The organism is Longimicrobium sp. (genome assembly GCF_036280135.1).
GTDB lineage: Bacteria > Gemmatimonadota > Gemmatimonadetes > Longimicrobiales > Longimicrobiaceae > Longimicrobium.
Genome location: NZ_DASURI010000194.1, coordinates 1 through 3,902, shown reverse-complemented (window position 1 = coordinate 3,902; position 3,902 = coordinate 1). Strand labels below are relative to the sequence as shown.

Here is a 3,902-nt window from a genome sequence, read left to right as displayed (position 1 = left end):
GGAGCGCAGCGAGAACCCGATGCCGAGCGCCGAGATGGGGTCGAACGCCGCGGCCGCGTCTCCGGCGGCCACCCAGCCGTCGCCCGTCACCACGGGCGTGATCTGCGAATGGGCCGCGCGCACCGCCGCCTCGCCGGTGGGGTGCCAGCGCTCCACCCGGCGCGCCGTGGCCGGGGCATCCTCCAGGCGGGCCTCCCACGCCGACTGCCTGCGCAGGTCGGAATCGGTCATGAACATGGCGACGGCGCGTCCGCCGGGGAGCGATGCCGTGTACCACCATCCATCCGGCACGGTCTCCACCAGCGCGCCCGTCGCGACCCGCCGGGACTCGTCGCCGGCGTACCAGCGGATGTCCGCCACCAGCGCGTCGTCCCGCCGGGGCCGCACACCCTGCCGCCGCGCGAACGGGGCCGCCCGCCCCGTGGCGTCCACGACGGCGCGGGCGCGGACGGTGCCTCCGCCCTCCATCTCCAGCAGCCACCCCGACGGCGACCGGCGGGCCGCGTGCACGAGCGCACGCCCGTGCACCACGGTGGCCCCGGCGGCCCGCGCCCGCGCCAGCAGCCACGCGTCGAACCGGGCCCGGTCCAGGTGCCATCCCGTGCCGCGGCCCGTGAAGAGGTAGCTGCGTTCCGCCACGTGCGGCGACCCCCAGGCGGAGGCCGTCCCGCCCGCCGGCAGGTGGCCGGCGTCCAGGAACTCCGCCCGGATCCCCAGGTAGTCCAGCAGCGGCAGGACGCCGGGGGACAGCGTCTCGCCCGCCGCCGGCCCCCCGCCGGCGGGGGCCGACACCAGGACCACCGGCATCTCGGGGAGGTAGCGCCGCAGCGTGAGCGCGGCGGCGCACCCGGCCGGCCCCGCGCCCACCACGGCGACGCTCGTTTCCACGTTGTGCATGCCCGGTCAGTTCCCGATCAGCCACTGCAGGGGAAAGACGTTCTGGCTCTGGTTGTTGACGTCCAGCGCCGAGGTGACGGTGGTGGGCTGGGTGGTGTACAGCTGGCCGTCCGGCGTGAGCCCCTGGTACCCGGAGGCGAACGCATCGAAGGAGCGCTCCCGCTCCACGAAGAACGGGAAGGTGTCCCGCAGGGGCCCCGTGGTCGCGTTGAGGACGAAGCCCAGGTACTTCCATCCCACCACCGAATCGTAGAAGCTGTTGAGGCCGCGGTGGTACAGCACGTTCTGGCCAAACACCTGCCCCAGGTTGTTGGATCCCAGGTACGCGTTGCCGTCCAGCATCTGCTCCGCGGCCGTGCTTGCGCCGCTGTAGACGTTGAAGGGGCTCTGCGCGGGCCACCAGTAGGAAAGGAACGCCGGCGCCAGGGGAATGCGCGTGACGGCGCTGATCGTCTTGTTGGTGTGCGGCGTGGTGAAGTTCACGTCCTGCTCCGAGCAGTCGAAGAAATCGGCCTGCCACGGGATGGCCATGCGCTTGGTGAGATCGCCCGGCTGGCAGCCGTCTCCCGCGATCGTCTCGTCCCGGAACGGGTCCAGCCCCTCCCGGTCGTACTCGGCCTGCACCTTGATCCGGAACGGGTCGCCCGGCACCAGCAGGTCCGGGTTGCGCAGGGTCCACGTGACCTCGATGCCCGGGGCCATGGGCTCGCCGACCACGTTGCCGGCGGCGGCGATGTCCAGGGGGCTCGCCCACCCCCAGTCCCGGCCCGCGTCGGGATCGTCCCGGCGCGACACGCACCGGCCCTCGGCCCACTGGCGCAGCAGGTGGTACTGGGTGGGCGTGACCGCCATGAACTTCTCGATCAGCGTGTTGGTGATCGAGTTGTCGCCGGAGTTCAGCGGCATCAGGGGAAAGCCGTTGTCGCCCAGGAGCCGCTGGTGCTCGGGGTCCAGCTCGGGCTGCTGCTGCCCCTTCTGGGGCTGCCGAAAGGTCCTGAAGACGTGCCGCCGGTTCTCGCGGTTGGCGTCGCTCAGGTCCGACAGGTCGAACGGCGGGGTGGCCACGCTGACCATGGCATCGACGTTGGCCACCCACCGGTACTCCTTCATGGCGCGGAAGATGGGCAGGATGTCGCGCTCCAGGCAGGCCACGTAGTCCGGTTGCCAGCCATAGGGCCGCCCGTGCTCGTCGTGGGCGGGGGGCTGGCCGTGCTCCTGGTGGGGGTGCTCGCCGCCGCGCCGGAGGTCGTGGTGCTCGTGGCGGTCGTTCTCCTGGCGTGCGTGCACGCGGCCGCGGGGATGGTCGCGGGCGTGCTCCGGCAGGGTGTGCGGGCGGCGCAGGCGGCCGCCGTGGCCGTACTCGTACCCGTCGTGCGCATGCTGGCGGTGCGCGGGGCCGGGATGCCGGCTGGGGCGGGGCTCCTGGCCCCGGGGCCAGGGCCGGTAGAGCGCGGGGCACAGGCCCATGTGCCGCACCCCGGCGTCGATGAAGGTGTCGGCCAGCGACGTGATGTTGACGAGCTCCGGCGCGAGCTTGGGTGCCCCGGTCACCACCCACGCATCGAGCGTGAGGGTCTCGCCGTCCTCCGTCCGGATCTCGGCCCGCACCGGTCCGTCGCTGATGTCGTCGTACCACCCGTCCGCGCCGGCAAAGCTGGAGATGTTGCTGCCCGGGGGGCCGCCGGCGTTCCCGTAGCCGCCCAGCACCAGCAGCTCGCCGCGCTCCGTCATCCGGACCGCGCCCAGGGTGGTCACCGGGTACGGCGTGAGGTCCTCGGGCGGAAAGGAGACGTGCGTGTAGTGCCGCGGCGCGGTGGCGGCATCCAGGTGCACCCAGTCGCACCGGCCGTCGAGCGTCCGCGGCCCGGGGTCGATGATCAGCTCCTGCCGCGCCTTGCGTTCGTACTGCCGTTCAACGTCCCCGCCGGGCAGCGGCGGCACCGGCTGGGGCTCGCAGCACGGCCCCCCGGGCTGCGTCTCCTTGCTCCCGTGCGCCGCGTTCCGCAGCGCCACCCCCCGTGCCTGGTACGTGTTGTCCGGCCCCAGCATCACGTCGCCCTCGAGCTCCGAGAAGTTGTACCAGGCCGCCTTCTTGTTGGCCACGTGCACCGTCCACGTCAGGGATTCCAGGCCGTTCTGCGCCCAGACCTCCCGCGGGGGCTGCCCCTCCTCGTACCGGTAGACCCGGAACCGCGCGGCCTGCCGCTTTACCTGGCCGTTGTCCTTGAACTCGGTCACCGTCCGCTCTTCCCCGTCCGGGCCCACCTCGGTGGGCAGCCTTCCGACCCCCGTGGGCTCGAGGTAGTAGGCGTCGGGCGCGTTCCCCACCCGGGCAAAGCCGATGGTGGGGTGAATCCGGTAGCTGATCCTGGAATCGCTCATTCTGGTGTACCTGTGATGGATGGGGATGGGGTGGATTATCGGGGGGAGTTGCGGGCCCGGGATGCCCTGGAAGACGCGGGGGCGCTGGAACGCTTCGACGACCTGGACGCCCTGGAGGACGCCGCCGGTTCGGGATTGGCGCGGCACACCAGCGTGTAGTCCGCGAGGTCCGGGTCCAGCGGGGCAAGCCCCACGAACTCCCGCAGCACCGACTCGGCCACGCAGAGGGCGCCCTCCACCCACCCCTGGTCGAACGAGTAGCACGAGCCGATCACGTAGGTGTGGCGGGCGGGTTCGTGCAGGATGCGCTGGTACGGCGCGCGAACGCGGTCCATCACGTCGCAGATGTCGTAGTGGGCCGCCCAGCCGTGGTAGCCGGCGCCAAAGGGGTCCTGCCCCCAGTCCTGGAAGTAGACCGCCCGCGGCGCCGGCACGTCGTCGACACGGGCGCCGTGCGTCTCGGCGAGCTGCTTGACCAGGAGGTGGGCGAGCGGGGAGCCGTCGGGCACGCGCGTGGGGCCGTGCAGCGGCTGCCGGATGGAGGAGGGCGTGGCCTCGTAGTCGCCCATCGTCTCCAGCACGCGCCAGAAGCTGGAGAAGGTCATGTCGTCGTAGCTCGCCAG

Annotated in this window: 2 protein-coding genes and 1 pseudogene; all 3 read right to left on the bottom strand. The window is 72.3% G+C overall.

Going from position 1 to position 3,902, the window contains the following annotated elements; translation table 11 throughout:
• On the bottom strand, positions 1 to 897 hold an 897-nt coding region (locus VFZ20_RS05625), incomplete at its 3' end, for an NAD(P)/FAD-dependent oxidoreductase (RefSeq protein ID WP_329682858.1).
• Positions 898 to 903: 6 nt separating this feature from the next.
• Positions 904 to 3,279 carry a LodA/GoxA family CTQ-dependent oxidase gene (locus VFZ20_RS05620; protein WP_329682857.1) on the bottom strand — a complete coding sequence of 792 codons (2,376 nt, stop codon included), beginning with the start codon at positions 3,277 to 3,279 and terminating at the stop codon, positions 904 to 906.
• A gap of 35 nt (positions 3,280 to 3,314) precedes the next feature.
• Positions 3,315 to 3,902 (bottom strand): annotated as a pseudogene (locus VFZ20_RS05615) (hypothetical protein); the annotation flags it as partial.

Excerpts from the sequence above, each read along its gene's own strand:
- VFZ20_RS05620 (WP_329682857.1), bottom strand. The coding sequence starts at position 3,279 with ATGAGCGATTCCAGGATCAGCTACCGGATTCACCCCACCATCGGCTTT.